Annotated in this window: 22 protein-coding genes; 6 read left to right on the forward strand and 16 right to left on the reverse strand. The window is 35.3% G+C overall.

The window, feature by feature from the left end; all coding sequences use genetic code 11:
- Positions 1–1,152: 1,152 nt before the first annotated feature.
- The 3 genes from OMO38_RS02540 to OMO38_RS02550 all read right to left on the reverse strand — a co-directional run bounded on the left by OMO38_RS02540 (position 1,153) and on the right by OMO38_RS02550 (position 3,637).
- On the reverse strand, positions 1,153–1,968 hold the full coding sequence (locus OMO38_RS02540) for a M48 family metalloprotease (RefSeq protein WP_264748683.1): 816 nt from the start codon (positions 1,966–1,968) through the stop codon (positions 1,153–1,155).
- Positions 1,969–2,077: 109 nt separating this feature from the next.
- A complete protein-coding gene (locus OMO38_RS02545) occupies positions 2,078–2,899 on the reverse strand; it encodes a ferritin-like domain-containing protein (RefSeq protein WP_264748684.1) in 822 nt (273 codons plus the stop codon).
- A 27-nt stretch (positions 2,900–2,926) separates the two neighbouring features.
- Positions 2,927–3,637 carry a ferritin-like domain-containing protein gene (locus OMO38_RS02550; protein WP_264748685.1) on the reverse strand — a complete coding sequence of 237 codons (711 nt, stop codon included), beginning with the start codon at positions 3,635–3,637 and terminating at the stop codon, positions 2,927–2,929.
- Between the two features lie 217 nt (positions 3,638–3,854).
- Between OMO38_RS02550 and recJ the strand changes: the two genes are divergently transcribed.
- The 4 genes from recJ (at position 3,855) to OMO38_RS02570 (ending at position 7,422) form a co-directional block, all read left to right on the forward strand.
- Positions 3,855–5,573 carry a single-stranded-DNA-specific exonuclease RecJ gene (recJ, locus tag OMO38_RS02555; protein WP_264748686.1) on the forward strand — a complete coding sequence of 573 codons (1,719 nt, stop codon included), beginning with the start codon at positions 3,855–3,857 and terminating at the stop codon, positions 5,571–5,573.
- A 119-nt stretch (positions 5,574–5,692) separates the two neighbouring features.
- Positions 5,693–6,277 carry a nicotinate (nicotinamide) nucleotide adenylyltransferase gene (nadD, locus tag OMO38_RS02560; protein ID WP_264748687.1) on the forward strand — a complete coding sequence of 195 codons (585 nt, stop codon included), beginning with the start codon at positions 5,693–5,695 and terminating at the stop codon, positions 6,275–6,277.
- A 6-nt stretch (positions 6,278–6,283) separates the two neighbouring features.
- Positions 6,284–7,087 carry a hypothetical protein gene (locus OMO38_RS02565; protein WP_264748688.1) on the forward strand — a complete coding sequence of 268 codons (804 nt, stop codon included), beginning with the start codon at positions 6,284–6,286 and terminating at the stop codon, positions 7,085–7,087.
- On the forward strand, positions 7,084–7,422 hold the full coding sequence (locus tag OMO38_RS02570; RefSeq protein WP_264748689.1) for a DUF3817 domain-containing protein: 339 nt from the start codon (positions 7,084–7,086) through the stop codon (positions 7,420–7,422). Before OMO38_RS02565 ends, OMO38_RS02570 begins: the two co-directional genes overlap by 4 nt.
- A gap of 53 nt (positions 7,423–7,475) precedes the next feature.
- Here OMO38_RS02570 and OMO38_RS02575 read toward each other — a convergent pair whose 3' ends face one another.
- Complete coding sequence (locus OMO38_RS02575) at positions 7,476–9,263, reverse strand: carboxypeptidase-like regulatory domain-containing protein (protein ID WP_264748690.1); 1,788 nt, start codon at positions 9,261–9,263, stop codon at positions 7,476–7,478.
- A gap of 284 nt (positions 9,264–9,547) precedes the next feature.
- On the opposite strand from OMO38_RS02575, the gene OMO38_RS02580 reads away from it, so the two are divergent.
- On the forward strand, positions 9,548–11,815 hold the full coding sequence (locus tag OMO38_RS02580; protein WP_264748691.1) for an outer membrane beta-barrel family protein: 2,268 nt from the start codon (positions 9,548–9,550) through the stop codon (positions 11,813–11,815).
- Positions 11,790–12,746, forward strand: coding sequence for an alpha/beta hydrolase (locus tag OMO38_RS02585; RefSeq protein ID WP_264748692.1), 957 nt, complete (start codon positions 11,790–11,792; stop codon positions 12,744–12,746). The genes OMO38_RS02580 and OMO38_RS02585 overlap by 26 nt, the downstream gene beginning before the upstream one ends.
- 65 nt (positions 12,747–12,811) lie before the next feature.
- Here OMO38_RS02585 and OMO38_RS02590 read toward each other — a convergent pair whose 3' ends face one another.
- The 12 genes from OMO38_RS02590 to OMO38_RS02645 all read right to left on the reverse strand — a co-directional run bounded on the left by OMO38_RS02590 (position 12,812) and on the right by OMO38_RS02645 (position 25,801).
- Entirely contained in the window at positions 12,812–14,566 is a 1,755-nt protein-coding gene (locus tag OMO38_RS02590) for a discoidin domain-containing protein (protein ID WP_264748693.1), read from the reverse strand.
- Between the two features lie 475 nt (positions 14,567–15,041).
- Positions 15,042–15,650, reverse strand: coding sequence for an REP-associated tyrosine transposase (locus OMO38_RS02595; protein ID WP_264748694.1), 609 nt, complete (start codon positions 15,648–15,650; stop codon positions 15,042–15,044).
- A gap of 195 nt (positions 15,651–15,845) precedes the next feature.
- Positions 15,846–16,769, reverse strand: a complete 924-nt coding sequence (gene ctlX, locus OMO38_RS02600; RefSeq protein WP_264748695.1) for a citrulline utilization hydrolase CtlX — start codon at positions 16,767–16,769, stop codon at positions 15,846–15,848.
- Positions 16,770–16,824: 55 nt separating this feature from the next.
- On the reverse strand, positions 16,825–17,739 hold the full coding sequence (locus OMO38_RS02605) for a dimethylarginine dimethylaminohydrolase family protein (RefSeq protein ID WP_264748696.1): 915 nt from the start codon (positions 17,737–17,739) through the stop codon (positions 16,825–16,827).
- A gap of 627 nt (positions 17,740–18,366) precedes the next feature.
- Positions 18,367–19,653, reverse strand: a complete 1,287-nt coding sequence (locus tag OMO38_RS02610; RefSeq protein WP_047442236.1) for a citrate synthase — start codon at positions 19,651–19,653, stop codon at positions 18,367–18,369.
- An 84-nt stretch (positions 19,654–19,737) separates the two neighbouring features.
- The gene (gene eno / locus OMO38_RS02615) at positions 19,738–21,030 is read right to left on the reverse strand and encodes a phosphopyruvate hydratase (protein WP_264748697.1); all 1,293 of its coding nucleotides are present in this window, start codon (positions 21,028–21,030) and stop codon (positions 19,738–19,740) included.
- 214 nt (positions 21,031–21,244) lie between these two features.
- Positions 21,245–22,432 (reverse strand): hypothetical protein, encoded by a 1,188-nt coding sequence (locus OMO38_RS02620; RefSeq protein WP_264748698.1) that lies wholly within the window; start codon positions 22,430–22,432, stop codon positions 21,245–21,247.
- A 7-nt stretch (positions 22,433–22,439) separates the two neighbouring features.
- Positions 22,440–22,847, reverse strand: a complete 408-nt coding sequence (locus tag OMO38_RS02625) for a hypothetical protein (RefSeq protein WP_264748699.1) — start codon at positions 22,845–22,847, stop codon at positions 22,440–22,442.
- A 135-nt stretch (positions 22,848–22,982) separates the two neighbouring features.
- On the reverse strand, positions 22,983–23,762 hold the full coding sequence (locus OMO38_RS02630) for a sensor histidine kinase (protein WP_264748700.1): 780 nt from the start codon (positions 23,760–23,762) through the stop codon (positions 22,983–22,985).
- Positions 23,752–24,405, reverse strand: coding sequence for a hypothetical protein (locus OMO38_RS02635; RefSeq protein ID WP_264748701.1), 654 nt, complete (start codon positions 24,403–24,405; stop codon positions 23,752–23,754). Before OMO38_RS02635 ends, OMO38_RS02630 begins: the two co-directional genes overlap by 11 nt.
- A gap of 2 nt (positions 24,406–24,407) precedes the next feature.
- A complete protein-coding gene (locus OMO38_RS02640) occupies positions 24,408–25,163 on the reverse strand; it encodes a hypothetical protein (RefSeq protein WP_264748702.1) in 756 nt (251 codons plus the stop codon).
- Between the two features lie 5 nt (positions 25,164–25,168).
- Positions 25,169–25,801 carry a response regulator transcription factor gene (locus tag OMO38_RS02645; protein ID WP_264748703.1) on the reverse strand — a complete coding sequence of 211 codons (633 nt, stop codon included), beginning with the start codon at positions 25,799–25,801 and terminating at the stop codon, positions 25,169–25,171.
- Positions 25,802–25,968 lie beyond the last annotated feature (167 nt).

Below are 25,968 nucleotides of genomic sequence, written 5' to 3' on the forward strand. Positions count from 1 at the left end.
CTGTCGTTGGGCTTTGCCGTATTTGCGTGTGCAAAAGTAAAACTTTATTTCTAATTGACCAAATGTTTTTTGAAGAAATTTTAAAGTTTTTTAAGTAACCCTAATCTCCTTTTTCAACACTCAATTCATCCACTCCTGCGCTCCCCGTATCGGGACTGCAAAGATAAAAACTTTTTTTATTCCCACAAATTTTATTTGATTAAAATTTATTGGAATTTTTAAAGTTAATTTCTATTCAGAGTTTTTGTTCCTGCCTATCTAAAGGCTCTTCTGCGCTACCGACTCACTCTCGTTTTTCAGTGGGGCAAAAGTAGTATGTTTACCCCTCTACTTCCAAATATATTTAACATAATGTTTACTTTAAATTCATATTTGTTGGTAATTAACTGAAAGCGTGAGAGAAAAATTTTGGGGATGTGAGACGTTAGTTGATGGATGAATGATCAATGATAGGTGATGATGGATGATGGGTATATTGGACGGTGTGAGAGTTTGAGAGTGAAACGTGGGGGATGGAGGTGTTTGAGTAAAGCCTGGTGACGTGATGATTAGTTCAGGTTGGAGAGTGGGAGTTAGCGCGTGTGCAGATAATGCTTTTGATGTGTTGAAGATGTGTTTTGTAATTTGCTCTGCTCTTTGTGACGGTCTTACGGAGCTCTTTCTTATATCCATAATGATGATGCTACAGACATGCCGCTCCTACGGAGCTCCACCTCTGAAGCTACACACATCCCGCTACTACGGAGCTCTAACTTTTCTCGGAAATCTGATGCTACAAACATGGCGCTCCTATGGAGCTTTTTTATATAAAGAATTACTACGCAGCAAACATGCTGCTTCTACGGAGCTCTCTTTATATACAGAATGATTACGCTACAAACATCCCGCTACTACGGAGCTATATAATCGCGAACCTTTTTTAATACTTAAATAAATATTAAGAGATACAGGTTTTCGGTAAGCTCAAAATAAACTACAAGCGAGATTTCCTAAGAAAGCGAGAACAAATAGAGCGAATTATAAATAAGCAAGTGTTAGAGAAAATCGCTTGTTGAAAGTGGACAGATTTTTTAAAGCGTTATAATTTCCAGATACTGTAAATGAAAAGAGTCCGATGTAAACTGGACTCTTTATATATATTATAGTATAAATTTACTTCGTCAATTTCGCAGTCGGCAAAGAAACTGTTCCTGGGTCTTTCCATAATCCGTCTTTCTCGGCTCTTTTTTTAATTGCTTCAGCTCTCTTGTTGCTGTCAGGATGCGAATTAAACATTTTTTGAAATCCTGATTGCGCAGTTCCACCTTCAGATAAAAGCGCTAATTTTTTGAATGCCGTGTAAGCTCCTACCACATTATAATTATTAGCTTTCATAAAATCATAAGAATAAGTATCGGCCTGCGATTCCTGCTTTTTGCTGTGAGATGCATCCATGAATGCATTAGCCATTTTACCTACCTGACTGTCATTTAATGTAGCGACTGTAGAGGAAGCAGAAGACGCAGCGTCTAAAGCGGCAGCTTTTAAATATGCTGATTTGATTGCATCTTTGGTATCCTGATTTTTAACGTGACCGATTTCGTGACCGATAACTGCAAGAAGTTCGTCATCTGTCATTATATCCATTAAAGAAGAAAATACACGAACACTACCGTCAGCACAGGCGAAAGCATTAATATCTTTTACTTTGTAAACTTTGTAGTTGAGACTTAATCCGTCCTGCGATTTATGTTTCGCAAAAAGTTTATTTAACCTGATGGTATATGGATCTTTTGGTCCTGCAATCGCATTATTTTTATCCATGTAATCAACGGACTCTTTTGAAAGTTTTACTGCATCTTCATTGGTAAAAGTTAAAGCTTTCGCTCCTTTGGAAACAATGTCCGTCGCTTTTCCCAAATTGATTTTCTGTGCATGAACACCATGCATTGCGCCTAATAAAAATGCGCCGATAATAATTTTTTTCATATAAATAGTTTAGTGCAACCAAGATAATAATTTTTCACGAAAAAAAAATCCTTTTTCGGAGAATTACCGAAAAAGGATTTACCTAACTAATATATATATGTGTTCTTAATTAATCAATAAAAAGACCTGCAATTATTTGAGCTTGATCTCCTGTAAGTATTTCATCGTACGCTGCTGAACCTGCTTCCGGGCCAAAGGCAGTTGCCGTATTAAATCCAGCCTGTACTGTTTCCTGCTCACCAGCATAAACGGGGTTAGTTGCTGTAGGCATACCACCACTTCCACTTCCGCCACTTCCTAACTCGATCCATCCTTTGTTAGCACGCATTCTACGTACCATTGATGCATGTCTTGCCTCTACTGAGTGTATCTGCAAAGCTGCCTGAAGAACATCTTTGTTTGACATTACGTTTCCAGCCTGCCCTTTGTAAGCTCTTACTCCAGTATCTTCAAATGCCTGTGCTAATGTAAGAAACTGCTGATAATTGGTAAATGGAGTAAAAGAACCATTCGCTGTAAAGTCGAACGTTGGTTTTGCATTTGGAGTAGTTCCTAAAGAAGTTAATGCTGTTTTCAGGAAAGCGACGTGAGCAGCTTCATGTTTTGAAATCTGCATAAAAACAGTTCTGTCTCCTGTAGGAATCAATCCAGCGGTCTGTAGCCCGATTCTGTAATATTCGTCTTCTAAATATTCTAAAGTTAAAGCTAATTGAAGAGCATCTGTTAATGCACTTTTCATTGCCAATGTAGGCTCTGTTTTTGTTTCTGCTTTGGCAGAAGTTGCCATAAAGCTTCCTAATCCCAATGGTATTGCAGCTACTGCCGCTTTTTTACCAAATGATGTAATATTTGAAAGAGTATCTAATCTAGACGTTTGTTTTGTGAAAAAAGAATCGTCAGACAATTTATCTAATAATTTTAAAATGTTCATAATAATAGATTTTTGAAATGATTAATGTTAGTTGATTCCTCTTTCTTTCCAAGTAAAAGGAGTTTTAATAAATCCTCCGGCTGCCATTACAACATCTTTCGGTTCTTTTGCTACATCAAGACCAGTTACCGGGTCTACTACATCATCTCCGGAGAAAGCTGCAGTTAGTGGGTTAATCAAATCTCTGATTGCTGATGCATGTCTTGCCTCCACAGAAACAATCTTACCTGCCAACACAAGATAGGTAGGGTTGGTAATATATCTACCTGCACCATTATATGCTGCAACACCTGTATCTTCCAAAGCTTTTGCAGTAGCCAATACAGAACTTCTGTCATTAAAATTCACGTTAGGATACTGAAACTCCAATGTCGGTAAAACATTATTTGTCGCACCAGTAATTGCTGCTTTAAAGAAATCTCTGTGGATAACCTCGTGATGATATAAGTCTGTAAGAACTTCTTTCTCAACACTTGAGATTCCTGCATAGAAATTGTTAACTACCTTGGTATAAAAATCAGCTTCAAGCTGCTCAAGAGCATAAGCGTAGTTTAGAACACCTACGTCACCCACTCCTAAATCAAATATCTTATTATCATTATATTCAAAGTCGTCATCGTCACAACCTACAAGAGTAAGTCCGGCAACGGCAATACCAATGCCGCTTAATTTTAAAAAGTTTCGTCTGCTGGTATCCAGGGTGGCTCCCTGGTTAGAAACATTAATTGGTTTTTTCATAATATTATTTTTAAAAAGGTTTAGTATGTTTAATGATATCTACGACAATAGTTTTCGTTTGGATTTCGCATTATTGAAAAAAAATAAATATTTATTAAACAAAACCCTTAAAAACCCTTAAAACACTGTAAATAAAACAAGTAATAAAGACTTACAAAGTAATTATGAAGATTATAATCTGATCGTTTTTAAAATAAATTTTACTTATTTTTGTGAAATGAGTCAAAAATGGATTTATAAAACCGAACCTGATGAAGAAACTGTTGATGGATTGAGTTCGTCGCTTGGTTTTGGAACTTTTGAATCCAAACTGTTGGTTCTGCGAGGAATTGACAATTATCAGAAAGCGAGGGAATTTTTCAAGCCCAACTTAGCAGATATTCACAATCCTTTTTTAATGGCAGATATGCAGAAAGCGGTAGAGCGCATTGCAACGGCTATTGAAAACGGTGAAAAAATAATGGTTTATGGCGACTACGATGTCGACGGAACTACAGCCGTTGCGCTGACCTACTTATATTTAAGAAAAATTGTTCAGAAAAAATATTTAGAATTTTATATTCCCGACAGAAATTCTGAAGGGTATGGTATTTCAACTGAAGGTATCGACTTTGCCAAAGAAAATGGGTTTTCCCTTGTCATTGCATTAGACTGCGGAATTAAGTCGATCGATATGATTAACTATGCAAAGGAAAAAGGTATTGATTTCATCATCTGCGATCACCATTTACCCGGAGACGAAATTCCGGATGCTGTAGCCGTTTTAGATCCTAAACGGAGCGACTGCCGATATCCTTTTAAAGAACTTTCAGGCTGCGGAGTTGGTTTTAAACTCTGTCAGGGTTTAAATACCATTTACAAAATTCCCGAAACCGAATTGTTTGAACTGACCGATCTTCTGGCCATTTCAATTGCAGCTGACATCGTATCAATGACCGGTGAAAACAGGGTTTTAGCAAAGATGGGGTTGAAAGTGCTCAGAAAAACACGCAATCTGGGTTTAAGACTTTTGATTCCGGAAGACAAACTTTCACATTTTGAAATATCAAATATTGTTTTCGAAATTGCTCCTAAAATCAATGCTGCCGGAAGAATTTCTCATGGTAAAGCAGCTGTGGAACTTATGGTTTCAGACAACCTGAAACACGCTCAGCAGATTGTAGGCGACATTATGAATCTGAATGACGAGAGACGTGAGCTCGATATGAACTCTACCCTTTCTGCGCTCAATCAGGTTATAGAATCTCATCAGGAGACAAAGTATGCAACCATTGTCTATCATCCGGAATGGAATAAAGGGGTAATTGGAATTGTAGCCTCCAGATTAATTGAAACTTACTACAAACCAACCTTGGTTTTCACAGATGGAAACAATGGTGAAATGGTAGCCTCTGCAAGATCTGTTTCTGATTTTGATGTGCATGAAGCACTCGATCTCTGCTCGGAATATTTTCTGAAATTTGGTGGCCATCACGCTGCGGCAGGACTTTCTATGGAAAAAGACAAGTTTGAAGATTTCAAAATTAAATTTGAAAAAACCGTTGCCGAAAAAATTAAAGACCATCAGAAAGAGCCATCTATAACTGTTGATGCCGATATAGAAATAGATGAGATCAACAGAGATTTTATCAATTTCCACAGAAAACTGGCTCCCTTTGGCCCTCATAATATGAAACCGAATCTGGTACTGAGAAATCAGAAGATTGCAGGCTATCTGAAAACGATGGGTAAAGACAACAATCATCTTAAATTTTACATTAAACAGGAATCTACCGGAAGAAATATTGAATGTGTCGGCTTTAAGCTCGGTCAGTTCGCTGATGACTTTAGAAACAAATCTTTCGATATCGCATTTACTCTGGAAGAAAACCATTGGAAAGGTAATGTGACACATTATCTGAATATCAGAGATGTGAAATTTATAGATAGTGAATAAGTGAATTTTCTTGAGAAGTGAATGGTGAATTTCCAAAATCACTTTTCAAATAAATACTTTAAAATTAACAAGTGTAGCAAATTGACTTGCAAAGCAAAATTGACAATTGACTTTTTGATATGAGAAAAATCGGTTTATTTTTCGGATCTTTTAATCCTATTCATATTGGTCATTTGATTTTGGCCAATTATATTCTTGAGAATTCTGATATGGATGAATTGTGGTTTGTCGTGAGTCCGCAGAATCCTTTTAAAGAAAAAAAATCGCTTCTGAAAGATCACAACCGTTTGGATATGGTGCAGCTTGCGGTAAAAAACTATCCTCAAATGCGCGCCTCCAATGTTGAATTTTCTTTACCGACACCCAGTTATACGATTGATACCTTAACCTATCTTAAAGAAAAGCATCCTGATTATTCTTTCAGTTTAATTATGGGTGAAGACAACCTCAGCGGACTTCATAAATGGAAAAATTCTGATGTTTTAATAAAAAATCATCACATCATAGTTTACCCGAGAGTTTTTGAAGGTGAAAAAAAAGATTCTGAATATCTTCAGCACGAAAACATTTCGATGATTGAAGCACCCGTAATTGAACTTTCAGCTACCGAAATCAGAAATATGATCAAAGAAGGGAAGAATGTAAGACCCATGCTTCCTCCGGAAGTTTTTGAGTATTTGGATGGGAGTAGTTTTTATAAGTAGTATGTTATGAAATCATTCTTGTTTTTACTCGCCTTTTTTGTTCAGACAGTTGTTTCTGCACAGATAATTTCAGTGGAAGACTCGATAAAAAATCAAAGAGAAATTGATTATAAACAACTACGAGCAAATATCATGAAAGTAAGTGCAGAAAGCTGCACGCGAGATTCTATAAGAGCCGTTAATGATTTTAAAATTACAAACAAATTATATATTTCTACACCAGGTCCCGGCGGTTCTGACTTTCCCGCGACTCAAGAATTAGGGAAACTATTACAAAAACAAAATATCTATTATGGTGGCACTTGGTCAGGCAACTGTTTTGGGACTTATTCAACGGGAGAATGTTATTATATCTATTCGACAAAATTGACTGAGGAAAAATTTGGAAAAGCGGCAATTGATAAAATTTTGAAACAAGCCATTTTTGAGCGAATTCAAAAAAACCCAATAATTATTTTTGAGTATAATGATCATACAGAGTGGCTACACGAAGGAGAAAAGACAGTCGCTGACTCTTTACTTAACAACCTTTTCTTTAAAAAGTTTAAATATCCTAAAGACTATAAAGAGAAAAAGCAATCCGGTCAATCATTTACGGAGGCTACAGTGACCGTCGATTTTGAACAAGACAAACTGAATTTAGTCATTGAAAAATTCAGTCACCATTTTACAGATAAAGAAAATGAGAAATTTATTCCTCAATTTGAAAAACAAATTACTGACTTTATAAATTCAGGTAACTTCATATTTCAAAATCAACATTCAATTAACGAAGGATTTAAAAGATCCTTTAAAATATATTATAAATGAATTTTCTCGAAAATCTATTCTCAAAATATCCTCAGGAAAAACTTATCAAGTGGTTTAAGCAAATCTGTATGGCAGAAGCTGTCTCTTGGTTTTTTCTCTTCACAGCAATGACCTGGATTCGCATTGATCCTGAAGGAGTTTTACCAATTGTTTACATCAGTACAATCGGAAGTATTCATGGATTGTTTTTTACACTTTACCTTCTGTTTTTGCCTTCGATAAGAAAAATCTACAATTGGGACGATGAAGATACAGTCTTTGCATTGATTGCTGCTTTTTTTCCTTTTGCTACGATTTGGATTGATAAGAAACTGGCTCGTTTTGACAGAGAATAAAAACAAAAAAGGACTTTTTCAAGTCCTTTTTTTGTTTTTAGTGACATTGCAAATTATAGATCTCTTTTCACATGCCCAGTAGCTGTAAAAGTATGATTTGCTCCAACCAGGTCTGTATAGGTTCCGTTCACTGTAAAGTCAATATAAGATCCTACAGCTCCGAAATTAGTGATCTGAACAACCACATTTCCATTGGAGGACGTGAAATTTTCTCCTGAAAAATAAAAAGAATACTCTGTATTAAAACTTCCCGGTACTCCAAGCATATTATTAAGAGTCATTGCAAATGTATTTCCATACGGTAACATGTGATGAATTCTCAATTGTTTTGCCGGCATATTGGGTGATGTTGATGTAAGGCCGTACCATTCAGCGACGATAGCGCTGCCTAATACATATTTTACATTTTGGTTATCAACTTTGTAACTCACAAATTCACTGATCGAATTACACGCTACCAAATTATTAAAATTCATCACTGGTGTATTAGCGGTAAAAGAAATTTCTCCGGTTGTCTGCAAATTTGCATAATCATATCCTTCTAAGATAAACTGTGGATTCGGTGCACAAGTATGTGTAGTAAAAGAAAAGTTACCTGTACCCGTGACAGGAACCGTCATGTACTGGAAAAAATTGGAACTCGATGCCATTCTTAAAAGTGCATAACCATCCGTAACGTCAGTATTGGCACACGTTTTCAGATTTCCCTGAACTGTATATTGATTTCCGGTTGATGTTACGGTAATATCTGGCAGAACAAATGTTGTTCCCGCTGCTACGGGTGCTACATTAGCGGTATAAATTACTGTGTTGCAAACATCATATACTTTAAGAAGAAGAGTTTCATTGGCCGGAATATATCCCGAAACAGCACCGGAATTATCTGTAATACCTGATGTGTCATAAGTTTGTCCAGATCTTCTTAATGCAACAACCGTATTAACCATCGGTATTCCTGCAGCATTCTTAACGTTTACTTTTAAAATTGCCTGCGGTGACTGCAGATCGCAATTCCACCAAGAAAAATGAGTTACATTTCCTACATAAGTATTTCCAACTTTTGTTGCTGAACCCTCTTCCTGCCAAATTCCTGTAAATTCGTTGAACGACCACAAAGGTATGGTAGCAGGAGCGGTTGCCGTTTGAGCAGCGTCAATCGCCACCGTCATTTCAGCGGTATGACCATTCGCGATCTGAAGATTCTGTCCGGAAGCTCCTGTTAACTGAACATGTAGCATTCCGAAAGTTTCCATTACTCTTGCGCCACCGTCAGTGCTGTTAGCCAAAAAAGAACCCGGCATCAGTTCATTGAGATACTGATCTGAAGATTTCAGGTGAAACATGGCGACATTTACATTTCCGCTGTACGCGTTTCCGTTGGAATCTTTAAAGCTTCCGTCGAATTTTACTTTTGTTCCGTTAGGTAAGGCTACTGTAGCTGTGGCTCCTGCGGAAATCGTTGCGGTGTTGGTTGCAGGAATCATCATGATGTTGATCCTGTTAGTTCCGCTAGTGGGAACCATTGTACGTGAACCGTTTACAAAACCTGATTTTGTTACTTTAACGTAAGCGAAATTGTCTTTCACATCAGCATTTTTAATTACAAAAATACCTTTAAAATTAGTCTGTACTGTTGACGAACCAATGGTAACCGTTGCTCCCGACACCGGATTTCCGTCTGTTGACAGAACTAAGCCGTGAAAATTTCTCTGCGCCGAATTTCCAAAGTTGAAATTGGTCTGTTGATTTCCTTGCTGCTGATTTTCGAGATCGATAAAAGAATCGGTTTTACATGATACGAGGATCATTAAAATCAGGATTAATGAGTAAATTTTTGTCATAGATAATTAAGTTTTTTTGTGAACTCTAAATTAATCAAAAAAAAGTGAATTTAAATATTTTATTTTTTAATGTAACAAAAAGAGCCATCGGGTTGTCTAATATTATAGAAACCCAACGAAGTAAAAATTCAGTAATAAATTTTAGCAGCTCAAAATCAATGATTTACATTTTATATAAAAACTTTTCTACTACTTTGTATTGCATAATACTAAATTAATTATATATCTTTGCAATGTAAAATAATAACAGATACAAGCTTCTAAACTAAATAAAAAACAAACTCATGAAAACGCCACTACTCATCGCCACTATATTTTTCACCGGATTGACATTTGCTCAGGAAAAAAAATCAGACACTTTAAAAACAAAAAAGATTGAAGAAGTTGTTTTAACGAAACAGGTTTTCAAAAAACAATCTGACCGTTTCGTATACGACGTTGCCGCTTCTCCTGTTACAAAAGGAAATACAACTTTCGATTTGTTGAGACAGACTCCTCTGCTTTCTACAACTGACGATAAAACTTTAAAAATTGTCGGGAAAAATAATGCACTGATCTACATCAACGGAAGAAAGACCAACATGGATGCTGAGACAGTAACTCAGTTCTTAAAAAACACTCCTGCCGAAAACATTCAGAAAATTGAAGTCATTACGGTTCCGGGAAGTGAATTTCAGGTGGAATCTTCAGACGGAATCATCAATATTATTCTGAAGAAAAAAATGAGCGACGGACTGAATGGAAATATGAGAATGTCGAATTCTCAAAACAAATATAATGGAAGCTCTGCAAGTTTCTCTGCCAACTACAGAAAAGATAAAGTAGGAATCAGTGCCAATCTATACGGTGGTGATAATATTCAGGGCCAGCATTATATTCTGAGAAACGGAAACAATTTATCATCTAACGAATCTACCGGTAATATCGACGACCCAAATCAATACATCGGGGGCTATCTTAATTTTGATTATCAACTGAATGACCAAAGCAACTTAGCACTGTCATGGAATAGCAATGCCAATAAAAGTTATAACTCTACGGTTAATTTATTCAATACCATCCGTGTCTATGATGAGGAAGAACAGACTTTTAACACCAACTATACCAATTCACGAAACAATGAAAATGCACGTTCTTACAATAATTCGGTTAACCTAAATTATGAATTGAAAACTGACTCTCTGGGAAGTAAACTGAATGTAAATGCGGCATATCTTAATTACAGAAGATTTCAGTTCACAGACAACAGAACATTTTTGGCCGATTCTTTTGGTAATGACACAGGAGCAAATCCAACCCAGATAATTTATCAGAATCTTCCTCAGATTATCAATAATTTTTCTGGAACTGTAGACTATACTCAGAAGTTCAAAAATGATTTCACTGTAGCGGTAGGTGGTAACTTTAATAAAACCAAAACGGACAACGATACAAAAAATGACACATATATGGATGGTCAAGCTCCGCAGTTCGCACCTAACCATTTTATCTACGACGAAAATATCTACGGCGCCTACCTGACTTTGGAAAAGAAATTCTCTGATAAATTCTCAGGAAAGATTGGTACCCGATATGAAATCACAAACAGCTTAGGTACATCAGACAATGCTGCTGAGGAGTACAAAAATATAAAGAGAAATTACAATAATCTTCTTCCGTATTTAAGCTTTAACTACGCGATCAACGACAAAAACAATATTTCTTATGCATTTTCGAGCAGAATGAGAAGACCGAGCTTCTGGGAGCTCAACCCTGTACGAAATATTCTTACTGAGAATAACTACACGCAAAACAACCCTTTCGTAAAAGCATCGTCTACGTATAATCAGGAATTGACTTATATGTACAAAAACTCTTACTTTTTGATTTTAAACCATTCTTATTTTAAAGATCAGATTACGCAAGTGCCGTTGCAGGGATATGCAAAATCTATGGATGGTACCATTAGCGAACAGAATGTACTCCGTTATATAAGAACCAATTTCGGAGATAAGCAGGAAATGTCTGCAATGGTCGGAATTCAAAAAACGTTTTTCAAACAATATCTGACCATGAACTTTAATATCGGTCTGCAGCACAATATCAACGACGGAGCTTTGGCAGTAGATCCTACCAATGGAGATATTTTCCTTGACAAAGATGGAAATCAAATTGTCTACAGAAATAATATTAAATCGACAAGTATTCTCATCCAGACCAACAATACCATCCGTCTGGACAAAAAGAAGACATGGTTTTTAGGCGTGAATTATTTCTTTGTTGACAAACAGCAGATCGAGCTGGGAATGTTGAAAAACCTGATGAGCCTTGATCTAAGCATTAAGAAAAACTGGAATGACTGGACTTTTGCCTTAAATTTAAATGATGTTTTACGAACCAACATTGTAGAAATTGAAGATTACCAGGCGAACGGAAATTACAACTACGTAAGAAATGACCAGTTCAGAAGAGGCGGAACTTTCAGCATCACTTACAACTTTGGAAATCAGAAAGTGAAAAAAGTGAGAGACATCGAGGGCGCTTCTGATGCGATTAAAAACAGAACGAGATAAAAACAATCATTCTTCATATATTATTTTGTACGAGAAACCTGTCGGGAAACCGATGGGTTTTTCTATCTTTAGGAGTATGAATAAATTGATTGGAATTCTTTTACTGATTTTAGTTGTCTTTGCCTGTCAGGAAAAAACAATCAACCTGGGAAAAGACAATTCGTTTGACAAAGAGACGAACGTTGCTTATGGAAATGATTCTCAACAAAAATTAGATTTATATATTCCAAAAAATAAAGATTCCATCAGAGGGATTTTTGTCATAATTCACGGCGGTGGCTGGAAATCGGGCGACAAATCTAACCTCACTTTTTTCACGTTATCACTCATGCTGAAAATGCCAGATTATGCCTTTGCGAATATAAATTACCGTCTGGCAGATGCCAACTCATTTGTTCTTCCCAATCAAACTGATGATATTGATGAGGCTCTGGGAGTTTTGGTTAAAAGATTTGGTCCTAAAACAAAATTTATTTTACTCGGAAACAGCGCCGGTGCACACCTTTCCATGCTGTATGGCTATAATTCTTTTTTTGATTTGAAACATCATAACAAAATTAAAGCTGTCGTTAATATTGTGGGACCCGCAGATTTACTGCACAAAGATTTCGCCAGTTATGCTGATTATGCTTTTGTTGAAAAACATATGATTGACATGAAAATGCCTCCCCCGACGGATCTTACTAACAGAGATATTCCAAATCCTGTTTATTGGATCAATGAAAATTCTCCACCCACTATTTCTTTCTATGGAAATAATGATCAGGTCGTTCCTTTGTCGCAAAAGGGAATTTTAGATTCAGCGTTGAATAAAAATGGTATTTATCATCAATCTTTCCAGTTTCCCGGTGGACATCTCGATTGGATGAATGAGAAGAATTCACCTTTTATCATTAATAAAATCGAAAAATTCCTGAATCACATTAAATAAAAAAACGCCTTGAAAAATTTCAAAGCGTTTATCATTTTTTTTGCTTTTGACAGTTTAAAAATAAATTATTCCGACTTCACCACTTCCGTTCTCTCAGAGATACCATTCGCATTGAACGCTTCGATTTGGAAATAATAAGAATCAACTCTGTCGGCGCCGGTAAAGAAATATTCATTTTTTCCGTAAACCATAATGCTTCCATATAATTTATCCGGAGATTTCCCCCAGTAAATAACATAACCGTCAGCTTCTGAATTCTGCTGCCACTTCATCCAGATGCTTCTTCTTTCACCATATTTTTTTGCATCAGCTCTCAGTGGAACAAAATTCTGAACTTTCGCAGGTTTTGTTCCTGCCCCTTTTCCGAATACTCTGAAACCGCTCAAAGCGAATTTCCCTGTCGGCATTTTCAGATTTTCCATTTTTAAATATCTTGCTGACGCAGGTTTTTCCAGTTCAATATAATCGTGAGGAACGTCTTTGGTGTTTTTGCTTTTATCCACAATAACATTCCACTTCTTTCCGTCATTGGATCCGTAGATTTTATACTGATGCATTTTGCCTTCCGTTTTTCCCATAAACTCAACATCCTGATCGGCATAGTTGACCTGAATTGCATTGATTGTAGAAACTTCACCCAAATCAGTCTGAAACCATTCTCCCGAATTTCCGGTTTTAGCACTCCAATATGTTTTAATATCTTCATCCACAGCGTAATTGGAATGATAACCACCTAAAGTTGAAGAAACCTGAACAGGTTTATTGTAATTCAGCAACATCCAATTCGTGAACAATCCTTTTGAGAAATCTTTTCCCTGAGCAAACTGAGGAAGTAAGGTTGGATAATCACCGTAAGCGGTATTTGTGTACATCACATCATCCTTATCAAAACCTGCAGGCCAGATTCCCAGACGTCTTTCAAAATTATTTTTCGTTGAAATAAAAATCGTCGAAACGTGCCACCAGTTTTTAAAATTATCTTCAAATGTCGCTCCGTGTCCCGCGCCTCTTGCAAAACCACCAGGTTTATAAGAGAACGGATTGTGCTGTTGATATTCATATCCTTCCAAAGGATTTTTCGAAACATAAACACCGTCTGAATAACCGCTGAATTCCGTTGCCGGCGCGCCGTACTGCATATAATATTTATCCTTGTACTTCGTCACCCACGCTCCTTCCACAAAAGGCTGCAGGAAAACATTGTCATTGTATTCTCCGAATCTTTCCCAGCCGTGATCTTCCGGTTTCAGTCTTAAAATGGGTTTTACGAAACCTTCTGACTGTAAGTTTTTAACTTTCACTTCCGTTCCCAAAAGCGGCCATTCGTTGCTTGAGCCCCAGTAGAGATAGAGTTTGTTTTTATCTTCGTCATAATGAAATGCAGGATCCCACGCTCCAACTTTCAAAGTATCAACGGCAATTTTCCAGTCGTCTACTGTAGGATTGGTAGATTTCCAAATCGGGAAATCAGATTCCCATGTGGAACCGTAGACGTATAAAGTATCTTTCATTGCCCAGACTGCGGGAGCGTTCAGATCGTGAGTGTATTTGTTGTCTCTGAGGAATTTTCTTTTCACGAATTTCCAGTCGAGCATATTGTCGCTGTGCCAGTAGCCTTCCTGATTGGTGGAAAAAAGAAACAGTTTTTTCTGAAAATTAACGATCACTGGATCGGCTGTTGCCCGGTGTTTCCCATGCTTTGAAAAAACTTCAAAAGGCGTGTAGCCGTAATCGATGTTGATTGGGTTACAGTAAGTTTTTTGCTGGGCACTTATCGAAAACCCTAATAAAATGGCGAGTAAAAAAATGTGTTTTTGCATCGTAATAATTTCTTGAAGACAAATTTAATTAAAGTTTTTTGGGTGGGTCTCATTTTGAGAAATTAATGGTAGTGAAAGAAAGATTTGTGTGATTACGTTTATTATTTTGATATAAACGGCTCAAAGTCGGTGGCAGCGGTGATTTTGATTCTGAGTTCCTCAAAGTCGGGAGACTTTGCGCAGCGAAGATTCTTATTTTCTTACCGAAATGATTATACCGTTTTCATTCATTTGATAAAGTTTTAGAACTGAATATTTTTCTAAAAATTTTTTAAAAATTTCAGGGTTAGCTATTTCAGCTTCGATTATCTTTTCGCTTATATCAGTAATCTTATTTTTTGGGTTAAGTTTAATTTCACCGCTACGCAAAGTCTCCCGACTTTGCGTAAAAATTCTCAACCCTTGATCATAATTATTATATTTCCAAAATTCACTTTACCGCTACGCAAAGTCTCCTGACTTTGCGTAAAAATTCTCAATCTTGATCATAATTATTATACTTCCAAAACTCACTTTTTTTGGTAACATCTACTACAGGATTGTCAGCCAATTCAATTTCAAATAATCCTTTGCCATTTACATAATTGCTTGCTGATGAATAAATATAATCCTGAGCTTTTTCTACCAATCCTGCCCGTATAGGATTTAGATGAATGTAGTTCAATTTATCCCAAAGAAAATGTAAAGTGTAAATTTCTTCGGCGTGATTGCCATATTGCCAAAACTGAAAATTCTTATTTCTGGAATGTGTTTCAGTTGCTTTGGCAAATCTTTCCAACATCCACTCGCGCCGGCTTTCCGGGTTGTTTTGAATTGCTGAAACAATGTTTTTAGATGTAAATTTTTTAAAATCTCTTATCAGGTCTGAGAGTTTACCATCTTTTGACTGTATGATTAAGTGAATATGATTGCTCATAATTACGTATCCATAAATCAGCATTCCTTTATTCTGAATGCAGTATTTAAAACAGTCAATAACAATATCTCTGTAGTTTTTTCTGGAAAATACATCTATCCAATCAACAACCGTACAGGTGATAAAGTGAATCTTTTCCTGATCTCTTATAACGTAACCTTCCTTCATAATGTGTTTTTATTAAAGATAAGTTTTTTGCTAAATTATAAAAACTGATTCATGGTTTTGATACTAATTTGCTCAAAGTCGGGAGACTTTGCGCAGCGGGTGCCATTTATTAAATTCTAGAAACCATTATGTCATTGAAAAAAAAAATTCTGACTTAAAAAAGTCAGAAGCTATAGTTAATAAAATCAAAACCGTTTATTTTTTAGGCAGGAAAACTTCGGCAAGCATACATCTTGCACTACCCCCACCGTTTACTTCAATAGTATTTAAATCTGAATAGATAATTTCACAGTACTTTTCAATATTTGAAATTTGTTCAGCGTTTAATGACTGATAAGCGGTCTGACTCATCACCAAGAACTTTTCACCTTCTTTATTCTGAACCTGAAGCATATTTCCGGCAAACTGCTGCATCTGCTCTTCTGATATTTCGATGATTTCTTTTCCTGAATTTTTAATCGTTTCTCTAACTTTTCCTCTTTCCAATTCGTTATCGATACAGTCTAGACAAATTACCACAAACTGATCTGCAACGCACATCATTACATTGGTATGATAAATAGGAAGTCTTTCTTCTCCTACCGTCTGAAAAGAATGGAAAACTATCGGAGTGAAATCATATTTCGTACAGAATTCTCTGAACAAATTTTCATCTAACCGCAAAGAAACTGATCCATAAGCGATTTTGTTATCATGATCGAAAATCATACTTCCGGTTCCTTCTAAAAAGTGACCCTGAATTTCCGGTAACGACCAGTCATCAATCTCAGCCACTTCAAAACCATGATTTTTAATACTTTCAATAATATCTTCTCTGCGCTCCACTCTCCTATTGGACGCAAACATCGGATATAAAACCACATTTCCGTCATTATGGAAACTCACCCAGTTGTTTGGAAAAATAGAATCTGGAGTGTGTGGATCGATAGTATCTTTAATAGTAATAACATTAATACCTTTACTCTTTAGTTTTTCAACAAAAATTTTGAATTCTGCCAAAGCTTTTGACTGAATGTCTGCACCTTTCTGCTCTACCTGAAAATAGTTGTTCTCTGCCGTTTCTGCATTGTAACCGAATGCAATTGGCTCTATCATTAATACTGTATCTGTTGTCTGCATTTTGTTCTCATTTAAAATTAAAAGATTCAAAAATTTAAAATTATTGAATCAAAATCTATTCTCTAACCAAAGGCATTGTAGAACATCTCAACAATCCTCCCATTTTTGAAATCTCCCTGTACGGAATTTCTTCAACTGTCATTCCCCATTCATTTCTTAAGTGGCCATTCAATCTAGTAAATGCTTTATCTGAAACAACAACTTCAGGAGAGATTGAGAAAATATTAGGACACATTTCAAACATTTCTTCATCCGTAACGTGGAAACAGTTTTCTTCACCAAAAATATCAATGATTAATTGATAATCACTTTCGTCAACAAAACCATTTTTATAGATGATACATTTATCTGTCCCAATGGGATTGAACGTGCAGTCTAAATGCAGAATTCCCTGATAAGGTTCTCTGTCGTTTTTCTTCAGTTCAAAATCAAGAATTCTCTTCTTTGGAAAATATTCTTTTAGAATTTCTATGGCATACTCGTTAGTACGGGCAGTCTTATAATTTCTGTAATCTTGGGAAAAGCAGGTTCCAATGAAAATAAAGTCATTCCAAACGATGACATCTCCACCTTCGATGTGCGCAGTGTCTGGAAGATTGATAATATCTCTCCATTTTACTTTTTCAAAAATCGAACGGTAAGCATCCTGTTCGTCGGCACGATCTGCGATAACATTTGAGATAATCATTTTATCTTCGATCACGAAAGAAACATCTCTTGCGAAAACCTGATTGTAATCTTTGATAATGCTCGGACGAAGAACTTCTACATCATATTTTTTCAGAACTTTTTCGAAAGCTTCCATTTCGTCAATGATATCTTTTTCTTTCGGATAGATATTGTGTTGAATGGAATGGTATGATTTTGCATCATAACTTTCTTCTAAAGTAGGATCCGGACCCATCGAATTGGGCTGTCCCAAAACCACAGATTTAAGTCTCCCGGTTTCGTTTTTAATATTTAGTTTCATAAAAATTCTTCTGATGTATTGCCTCTAAACAAAGCATTCTGTACATAGCATGAGCGACAAATATAATGAAACGGCTGTGAAGTCAAAAATTTAATATTGAATAAAATTGATAAAATATCCTACAAAAAAATAGGTATAAAATGTTGTAGAATATCCAAATTCTATCTGTAGAATTTCAATTTTTCAGATATAAATAAGGGATCGAAATTGAAATCAAATGATATTATCTTTAAGCCGAAAATTCGGTTTGTTATTTCGGCTTATTTTAAATTGTTCCGGGTCAAAAATTTTTGGAAATCAGCATTTTTTGAATAACCAAAAGATCATATCAAGCTAACATTTTTAAATATTAATCTGAAAATGGAAGTCTTTTTCTTTTGTGATCATCTGTAAAAACCTTCCTTTATGTTATAGACATCCCGCTCCTACGGAGCTCAATCTCGGGAGAACTAATTACAAAGATTACGCTCTTAGAGAGATTCTCATCGATAAATATCTCTTAGAAAATAATTCCTATTGATCTCCGATGCGACAAATCAAAATCTATTACAGTAACATCATTTGTCTAAAACAAAAATCCCAAAGCAAAAGCTTCGGGATTCTGATTTTTTATATGAGAAAACAATATTATCTGTTTGTAATATCGATGTAATCTCTTTTCTGAGCTCCTTGGTAAACCTGTCTTGGTCTTCCGATCGGGTCTCCTTTTAATCTCATTTCTTTCCATTGAGCAATCCATCCAGGAAGTCTTCCCAATGCGAACATTACGGTAAACATTTCTGTAGGAATTCCTAACGCTCTGTAGATGATTCCAGAATAGAAATCTACGTTTGGATATAATTTTCTTTCGATAAAGTATTCGTCTTCAAGAGCTACTTTTTCTAACTGCATTGCAATATCAAGTGCCTTATCTTCAATTCCTAAAGCGCTTAACAGGTCGTCAGCAGCTTTTTTGATGATTTTTGCTCTTGGATCGAAGTTTTTGTAAACTCTGTGTCCGAAGCCCATCAAACGGAAGCTGTCGTTTTTATCTTTCGCTTTTGCCACCCATTTGTTAACGTCACCACCATCTTTTTCAATCAATTCAAGCATTTCGATAACTGCCTGATTTGCACCACCGTGAAGTGGTCCCCAAAGTGCAGAAATACCGGCAGAAACTGAAGCAAAAAGACCTGTGTGAGCAGAACCTACCATTCTTACAGTAGATGTAGAACAGTTTTGCTCGTGGTCAGCATGAAGGATTAATAATTTATCTAAAGCAGCAGTAACTACAGGGTTGATTTCAAACTCTTCGTTTGGTAATCTGAACGCCATTTTGTAGAAGTTTTCTACATAGTTAAGACTGTTATCTCCGTGGTTTAATGGTAAACCTAAAGTTTTTCTGTACGTCCAAGCAGCAAGGTGAGCAAATTTAGCAATCAATAATTCTGCAGCAAGATCCATCTCTTCTTTAGACTGTACGTTAACCGCTTTAGGGTTGAAGGCAGTTAATGCAGAAGTAAGAGAAGATAACACTCCCATTGGGTGAGCAGAACGAGGGAAAGCATCGATGATTTTTTTCATCTCCTCTGCTACGAAGTTATATTTTTTGATATTACCGTTGAAGGTTTCAAATTGTTCTTTTGTAGGCAATTCACCGTGTAACAAAAGGTACATTACTTCAGTAAAGTTTGATTTTTCAGCGATTTGCTCGATAGGATAACCTCTGTAGAATAATTCTCCCTGGTCACCATCAAGATATGTGATTTCGCTTAAAGTTGCACCTGTGTTTTTGTATCCTAAATCTAAGGTAATAAGACCGGTTTGGTCTCTTAATTTTGAAATATCTATTCCTCTGTCTCCGATTGTACTATCTACGATAGGATATTCATACGAATTACCATCGTAATTCAATATAACTTTGTTGTCTGACATTATTATAATATTTTATTTAAATTTCTTAAAAATACATAAAAAAACAGCAACCAAAAAATAGTATGCTGTTTTTTTTGAGATTTATTATCTGTTAATTTTAAATGCGTCTAATCCAGGGAAATAAGCTGTATCACCCAAAGCTTCTTCGATTCTTAACAACTGATTGTACTTCGCCATTCTGTCTGATCTGGAAGCAGAACCTGTTTTGATCTGTCCGCAATTCATTGCTACTGCTAAATCAGCAATCGTTGAATCTTCAGTTTCACCAGATCTGTGAGACATTACTGATGTAAACTTGTTGTGCTGAGCCATCTGTACAGCAGCCATTGTTTCAGAAAGTGATCCGATTTGGTTTACTTTTACCAAAATTGAATTGGCAATTCCTTCATCTACACCTCTTTTTAATCTCTCGACATTGGTTACGAATAAATCATCACCAACAAGCTGTACTCTGTCACCTATTTTATCGGTTAACATTTTCCAACCTTCCCAGTCATTTTCCTGCATACCGTCTTCAATAGAGATAATTGGATATTTGTTTGCCAGTTCAGCTAAATAAGAAACCTGCTCGCTGCTTGAGAACTGAGCCGCGTCCGGAGTCTGGAATTTTCTGTAATCGTAAACTCCGTCTTTATAAAATTCTGAAGCTGCACAGTCTAACGCAATCATCACATCATCACCAGGCTTGTAACCTGCTTTTTCTATTGCCTGTAGCAAAGTATCCAAAGCATCTTCTGTACCTTTGAAAGTTGGAGCAAAACCACCTTCGTCACCTACTGCAGTAGACAAACCTCTTGAATGAAGAATAGCCTTAAGATTATGGAAAATCTCAGTTCCTTTTCTCAATGCGTGAGAGAATGAATCTGCTTTAACCGGCATTACCATAAATTCCTGGAAAGCAATCGGCGCATCAGAGTGAGATCCACCATTGATTACGTTCATCATTGGAACAGGAAGTGTATTTGCATTAACACCACCGATATATTTGTATAACGGCATTTTTAGTTCAGCAGCAGCAGCTTTTGCAGCAGCTAAAGAAACACCTAAAATAGCATTAGCACCGATATTCCCTTTGTTTTTCGTACCGTCTAAGTCGATCATGATCTGATCTAAAAGATTCTGATCATAAACAGGAAGACCTACCAGCTCAGGAGCAATCACTTCTCTTACATTTTCTACAGCTTTAGTAACACCTTTCCCCATCCATTCAGAACCGCCATCACGCAATTCCACTGCTTCATGTTCTCCGGTAGATGCTCCAGAAGGTACTGCAGCACGACCCATCGCGCCACTTTCTGTAAATACATCAACTTCCACTGTAGGATTCCCTCTAGAATCCAAAATCTGTCTCGCTTCTATGTAAGAAATGTAACTCATTTTTTGTTTATTTATAGTTTAGACAAATTTAATTAAAAAATAAGTTTTTTCGTTATCCGAAGTAGAGCAATTGCTGTTTTTTGAGTTAAATTTTAGTTAATATTTAAGGCTTGACTAATTCTTTTCAAAAATTAGAAAATTCTCCAAATCTTAAAAAGTTTTGGAGAATTATTCTAATTAGTTAATCTCAGCACTATAATATAAGAAACTTATTTTATTGAATTTTTCTTTTTGTTCCGATACCACTCAGGAAAGAAAGTCCAGCAATAACATTACCGTTCTTAATCATGTTGTTATCAAAATCTTTTCCTAATGAAAGGGTAAGATGCTGATTTGGAAATATGGCATAATCTAAATTAAGAACACACTTCCATGTAGGTTTTAAATTTGAACCTGAAATAAAACTCCGGTACAATCCTTCAAAACTACCCGTAAACTTAGAATCTTTTGGAGAGTATTCATATTTTACACCTGCATCGAATGTTGAAAAGTTTCCATCTGGTTTGAAATCTTCAGTAATCATCCAATCGCTTTTTGGATTATACATATATCGGACAAGTAATAGTGGTGTTCCTGATTTTTCAAATGCATAGCCAAAAACTGTCCATAAACCAGCATTGTAAATTCTGGAATTGTTGAATCTTTTTTCTTTGAATTGGAGGCTTGTTCCTCCGGCGAAATCCCAAAGAAAACCGATGCGATTTATTTTAAAAGTAATTTTGTTGAGCTTTTCGGTATTTTCAATTAAATATTTATCTTTTTTGTAAAATTCATTTTTCAGAAAAACTAATCTTGCATCTACATTTTGTTGCGCTATTTTTTGCTCAGCAGGAGTTCCGTTCTCTGCGTCTTTTCTTAAAATCTGCAATTTTTTGTATTCTGCATCTTCATTAAGAAAAGGTAGAAAATTTGCATTAAAATGAGAGCTACGTTCAGATAATATTATTTGAATATCTTCAAAGTCATTTTGGGTTTTAACATCCGCTTTTCCTCGAAGTAATGAAAATTTAAGTCCTAATGCTGTATAAATAGAGTTGCCTGGTAAACTTGAAGAATTTGAATCGTCCGTATTTCTTGCTGCAAATGAAATCACAAATGTCTGAGGTACAGAATGTTTATTGGTCAACATTTCGTTTATGGTTTTATCTTTTTCCGTACTGGGAAAAATCCAGTAAGGTGCAATTTCTATAGAATATCCGCCATTATTAATGAAATTTATAGGAAAGTTTCTAAGTCCTATCATTAAATCTGAAACATCAGTAGGTTTACTTATATCTGTTGTTGCAATATCTAATAAATTAGAAGCCGGCGATGCAGGAGTTTTCAAAATATCAGTATTTACTTTTTCCTGTCCTGATAATCTTAATAAGCTAAGCATCAGAATTAAATAAAATGTTTTCATGACTAGTTTAAATAAAGTGAATGATTGCAACGAAATCTATAATCCCATCAGAGTCTGTTTGAGATGAAGCATGATATACTCTATCCTGAATTATAACTGTTAAGATACATGGTGTACTCGGATCACCTTTACAAGAACAGTTTATTAATACCATTTTCCCTTTTATATCTCCACTAATCCCAATATTTGTCGGTGTAGCCTTGAGTGTATAGCTGATTTTATTTGCATTAGCATAAATTTTACCCTTAATGACATTTCCCGTCAAGGTGGCTCCAAGAAAAATCTGTTCATCATTTCCTTCATCACCTTTGTACTCAAGATCCATTCCGCTACTTTTTGAAGTTTTGATACTCAATTTCTCGTTTAGCAAAGCTTTGGCATTTATTCTTGCTTGAAATTCTTTTTTTGTTTTCATGATTATTAGTTTTAAAGTTTATACTTCAAATTTCCGACTAATAACAACTTCAAACAATTACACAAACGGGTGATTCTTACAACAAAAAAGCAATATCATAAAAATGATACTGCTTCTAATATTTTTCAAAAGAGATTATAAGCTAATCTTGAAAAGAATAGAAGTTCCTTTTTCTGTGGATGAAATTTCAAATGTTCCGCAGGATTCTTTCATTCTTCTTTCCATATTCCTGAGACCATTTCCTGATGCAGTTTCTATTTTAAATCCTCTGCCATTATCTGATATATTCATGATTAAATATTTATTTTCCTGAATAAACGAAAGCTTTAGTTGATCTGCACCACTATATTTGTACGCATTGTTTAAAGCTTCCTTGATACAGAGAAACATACTACGTCTTAATTCTGTTGAGATAGGTGCATCCGAAACAATTTGATCTCTATCAAAAGATAATACAATGGGAGTTTTTTTCAAAAAACCTTCTGCATAGATTTTAGCATATTCAATAAAACTTCCAACAGTATCATTTCCAGAATTTAAGCTCCAAAGCATTTCCCGCATAGAAATATTCATTTCTTCGGACGTTTTCAGAAGATCATTAATATCATTTATTAAATCTTCATCTTCTGCTTTTTGTTTTAGAAATTCTGCTTGAAGTTTGAGTGCGGAAATTCTGGCTCCGAGATCATCATGCATATCATGAGAAATTCTTTCACGCTCGATTTCTATAGATTTTTGCTTTTCGAGCTCTTTTTGGAGGAGCTGGTTTTGGTATTCAGATTCTTTAAGCTGTTTTTCTTTGAGATAAAGTAGTTGCCTTCTATTGTACATCAAAACAATTACTATAATAAATGCAACAAATGACATCATAATTGAGATGGCAATCATGTACGCTAATTTAATATCATCCTGCATATGTGGTATGTTTTAGCTTATTTTCAAATTTCAGTAGAGCAATGTAAAAGAGCAGATACATCACTACATTGATTACATTCTGTCCTACCCGAAGGAACTGCAGAAACTCGTTATCTTCTTTTGCAAAATAAAACATCGGAGTTACTCTGAAAAGAAAAAAGCAGCTCCACATTAATAAAGCTGTAAAAATCCAAAACGCCGGGTCGTCGGTAATTTTGTATTCATCGAAAAAAGCAATTTTCTGATAAAACCATAATAGCGAATTGAGAATATAAAATATAATGATTATAATTCCTATTTTTTTATCGAATTCCTGTCCGTGAAAGGTGGTGAAAAATAAGATATAAGACAGCGATAGAAATGTGAGAATGAGAGAAATTTTTCCAATCCACCCTAAAAAATGCTCCTTCAAATATATAGAAAAGAAGATGATACAAAATATAAAGTAAAGATTGTACTGAAGACCTACTTTCACATCAGGATTGTACCAATCTCTGACAAAAGAAACCCATTCGTTCGTAGCAGTAATTAGAAAATAGAAAAAAAGATAGTTCTGAGCTGAATATTTGTATTTCCATCCCAAAACTCCTGCTTTTACCAGTGGAAAAAACAACAGTACCTTATATACAATACCGACCCACATTTCTATGGCTTAAGATCACCAGCATCATAACCTAAATCAACCGATCCGTCATTGTAAACAGCGTGAACTGCAAAAGATATACGATCATAGTTTTTACTGTCCACATTATAATCGCTGCCATCTAAATCTTTCACTTTAAAAAAGTAAACCGATGAGAAATCTATTTTTGCAATACCTTTTCCATATTTTTTTCTTTTATTAATATACTCGGCAACATCACCATATCTGTAAATAACACATTCAGTAGCTGGTTTACCATTGAATGTGGCTTGCGTTGCTAAAGAAGACTTGTAGATTGCAATTTTTGACTGTAAATCAGGTTCATTCGTGAACTTATTATTCTCAAGGATATATTTTTCATCAGAACTGATATCTTTATAATCATTATTTTTTGAAAATGTAACCCCTAAGTTCATTTTAGAATCTTTCGAATCTTGAATAAAATAAAACTTGACATAAGAGTAGAATGTATACTTTTCGACGAGATCTATAAAACTTTTGCCATCTACACTGAATTTTTCCACGAGATTGGGATGTTTTGAGAGGAGTGAATTTATCTTTCCTGCATATTGCTTTTCAATATGAGCAGGAATTTCTGTACTAAAAACAATTGGCTGTAACGTATCCGAAATATTGTTATATACCTGCAGAGAATCTTCGGTCTCCCTGTTGTTTTCATTCATCTCACTTTTTTTCTTTTGACAGCTCGTTACAAAAACGCTTATAACTGCCGCGAAAATAAATTTTAAAATTCTCATAATTGTTAGTTTTTAAAATGGTTAAATTTATTAATTGCTTCAACTTTATTATTCACCTGAAGCTTTCGGTAAATATTTCCTACGTGTTTTTTCACAGTATCAATGCTGATAAATATTTTATCTGCTATTTCCTTGTATAAAAGTCCCTGTGACAAAAGTTCTACAATTTCAGTTTCGCGTTTCGTGAGTTCTTGATACTCTTTTACTTCAATCATTTTTCTTTCAAAATGATTTAAAACTCTTCTTGCAATCGAAAAACTCATTGGGGCACCACCATTATAAAGATCACGTATCGATGACAGTATCTTATCCATACTTTCACCCTTGATGAGATATCCTGTAGCACCTGCCTTTAATGAATCAAAGATCATTTCGTCATTCTCAAAACTTGTACACATAATAAATTGCGTGGCAGGAAGCTGGTTTCTCAGTTTTCCTATAATATCAATTCCCAGCATATCCTGGAGTTGGATATCCATCATGACAACATCCGGAGAAAGATCAGATAAATTTTTGAGAGCCGTGTTTCCGTCGAAGAACTGTGCGATTACCTTCATGTCAGTCTGGTAATCGATCACCTTCTTCAACGCGTTGTTGTAGTTTTTTTCGTCTTCTACTATGGCTATGGAAATGCTCATGTTTATTGATTTCGTTTAGACAAATTTCAACAGAAAACAAAGCGGAAACAATTACACTTTTGTGTAATTAAAAAAATGAGTTTTTGGTTATCGTTTTGTTTTTATTAAATTTAATGAAAATTCTATATATAGAAAATTAATTTTAAATTAATAATTTCATAAATAAT

The organism is Chryseobacterium kimseyorum (assembly GCF_025971945.1).
Taxonomy (GTDB): domain Bacteria; phylum Bacteroidota; class Bacteroidia; order Flavobacteriales; family Weeksellaceae; genus Chryseobacterium; species Chryseobacterium kimseyorum.

Bases quoted from the DNA above. Each gene is read 5' to 3' on its own strand.
- OMO38_RS02540 (WP_264748683.1), bottom strand. From the start codon at position 1,968: ATGAAAAAAATTATTATCGGCGCATTTTTATTAGGCGCAATGCATGGT.
- OMO38_RS02545 (WP_264748684.1), bottom strand. From the start codon at position 2,899: ATGAACATTTTAAAATTATTAGATAAATTGTCTGACGATTCTTTTTTC.
- OMO38_RS02550 (WP_264748685.1), bottom strand. From the start codon at position 3,637: ATGAAAAAACCAATTAATGTTTCTAACCAGGGAGCCACCCTGGATACC.
- recJ (WP_264748686.1), top strand. From the start codon at position 3,855: ATGAGTCAAAAATGGATTTATAAAACCGAACCTGATGAAGAAACTGTT.
- nadD (WP_264748687.1), top strand. From the start codon at position 5,693: ATGAGAAAAATCGGTTTATTTTTCGGATCTTTTAATCCTATTCATATT.
- OMO38_RS02565 (WP_264748688.1), top strand. From the start codon at position 6,284: ATGAAATCATTCTTGTTTTTACTCGCCTTTTTTGTTCAGACAGTTGTT.
- OMO38_RS02570 (WP_264748689.1), top strand. From the start codon at position 7,084: ATGAATTTTCTCGAAAATCTATTCTCAAAATATCCTCAGGAAAAACTT.
- OMO38_RS02575 (WP_264748690.1), bottom strand. From the start codon at position 9,263: ATGACAAAAATTTACTCATTAATCCTGATTTTAATGATCCTCGTATCA.
- OMO38_RS02580 (WP_264748691.1), top strand. From the start codon at position 9,548: ATGAAAACGCCACTACTCATCGCCACTATATTTTTCACCGGATTGACA.
- OMO38_RS02585 (WP_264748692.1), top strand. From the start codon at position 11,790: ATGCGATTAAAAACAGAACGAGATAAAAACAATCATTCTTCATATATT.
- OMO38_RS02590 (WP_264748693.1), bottom strand. From the start codon at position 14,566: ATGCAAAAACACATTTTTTTACTCGCCATTTTATTAGGGTTTTCGATA.
- OMO38_RS02595 (WP_264748694.1), bottom strand. From the start codon at position 15,650: ATGAAGGAAGGTTACGTTATAAGAGATCAGGAAAAGATTCACTTTATC.
- ctlX (WP_264748695.1), bottom strand. From the start codon at position 16,769: ATGCAGACAACAGATACAGTATTAATGATAGAGCCAATTGCATTCGGT.
- OMO38_RS02605 (WP_264748696.1), bottom strand. From the start codon at position 17,739: ATGAAACTAAATATTAAAAACGAAACCGGGAGACTTAAATCTGTGGTT.
- OMO38_RS02610 (WP_047442236.1), bottom strand. From the start codon at position 19,653: ATGTCAGACAACAAAGTTATATTGAATTACGATGGTAATTCGTATGAA.
- eno (WP_264748697.1), bottom strand. From the start codon at position 21,030: ATGAGTTACATTTCTTACATAGAAGCGAGACAGATTTTGGATTCTAGA.
- OMO38_RS02620 (WP_264748698.1), bottom strand. From the start codon at position 22,432: ATGAAAACATTTTATTTAATTCTGATGCTTAGCTTATTAAGATTATCA.
- OMO38_RS02625 (WP_264748699.1), bottom strand. From the start codon at position 22,847: ATGAAAACAAAAAAAGAATTTCAAGCAAGAATAAATGCCAAAGCTTTG.
- OMO38_RS02630 (WP_264748700.1), bottom strand. From the start codon at position 23,762: ATGCAGGATGATATTAAATTAGCGTACATGATTGCCATCTCAATTATG.
- OMO38_RS02635 (WP_264748701.1), bottom strand. From the start codon at position 24,405: ATGTGGGTCGGTATTGTATATAAGGTACTGTTGTTTTTTCCACTGGTA.
- OMO38_RS02640 (WP_264748702.1), bottom strand. From the start codon at position 25,163: ATGAGAATTTTAAAATTTATTTTCGCGGCAGTTATAAGCGTTTTTGTA.
- OMO38_RS02645 (WP_264748703.1), bottom strand. From the start codon at position 25,801: ATGAGCATTTCCATAGCCATAGTAGAAGACGAAAAAAACTACAACAAC.